This window comes from Oleiphilus sp. HI0067, assembly GCF_001635735.1.
Genome location: NZ_LWFI01001242.1, coordinates 1 through 1,083, shown reverse-complemented (window position 1 = coordinate 1,083; position 1,083 = coordinate 1). Strand labels below are relative to the sequence as shown.

The 1,083-nt window shown below is 43.5% G+C and carries 2 protein-coding genes; both read left to right on the top strand.

The genetic code is table 11. The features are described 5' to 3' along the window. Nucleotides 1-773 (top strand): 7TM domain-containing protein (locus A3739_RS18785; RefSeq protein WP_304440292.1); only part of this gene is annotated, 773 nt, incomplete at its 5' end. 2 nt (nt 774-775) lie between these two features. Continuing rightward, nucleotides 776-1,083: sugar-transfer associated ATP-grasp domain-containing protein (locus tag A3739_RS18780; protein WP_304440291.1), on the top strand; the 308-nt coding region annotated here is incomplete at its 3' end.

The following is a 1,083-nucleotide window of genomic DNA, read 5'->3' as shown; positions in this document are numbered from 1 at the left end:
TGTTCCAAGAGGGCGATGAGCCGCTTATTGAAATTTACGGAGGTCGAAATGCGGAACTTCGTTTTTCAATGCTCAGAGAGTATCGCAATGCGCTTGCCACGTCGGTAGAGAGTCAAGGGATCGCAGATAGCTTGTTTATCGACTTTTCAATTTATTCTTTACCGATTTCTGAGCAAAGCACTTTTAAGTTGCTATTGATTATTCCCTTGGGCGCTTTGGTTGTTGTTATTTTTCGAAATCTAATCGGCATCAGAACGTCCGGGACGTTTATGCCGGTATTAATAGCCATGGTGTTTTTGCAGACTGAGCTCATTGTCGGGCTGACGCTGTTTGTCTTGGTGATTAGCATTGGCTTGTTACTTCGATCTTGGCTAAGCCGTCTGAATTTACTGCTGGTGCCAAGAATCGCGTCAGTACTTGTGTTTGTGATTATTATTTTTGCAGCTATTGGTATTGCGAGTCATAAACTTGGTATCCCATGGGGGCTTAAAGTGACGTTTTTCCCTATGATAATTACCGCATGGACGGTTGAGCGTCTTTCTATTCTTTGGGAAGAAGAAGGTCCAAGAGAAGTCGGGATTCAAGGCTTAGGTAGTTTGCTCACGGCAGTAGTGAGCTATATTTTGATGAGTAATACCTACGTTGCAGATTTTGTTTTCTTATATCCCGAAAGCTTATTACTAGTATTGGCGGCGATTTTAGCGATAGGAAATTACAACGGCTATCGCTTAAGTGATTTAAGACGCTTTAAATCGATTTTGGAACATCGTTGATCATGTTTGGTTTTGCCAGCCCTAAACGTCTAAAACAATGCGGCATCATCGGAATGAACCGCCGCAATGTCCAGCTGATTGCAGAGAACAACCCTCGCCAATTGTATCCCCTTGTCGACAATAAGTTGAAAACCAAACAACTTTGTCTGAAGTCTGGTATTGCGACGCCTGACCTACTTGCCGTGTTCCGCGCGCAATATGAGTTACGAAGTTTGGAACCAACATTAAAAGGGCTCGAGGGTTTCGTTATCAAACCTGCGCAGGGCAGTGGTGGTAAAGGAATTTTGGTAATTATTGATCGTAGAGGCGA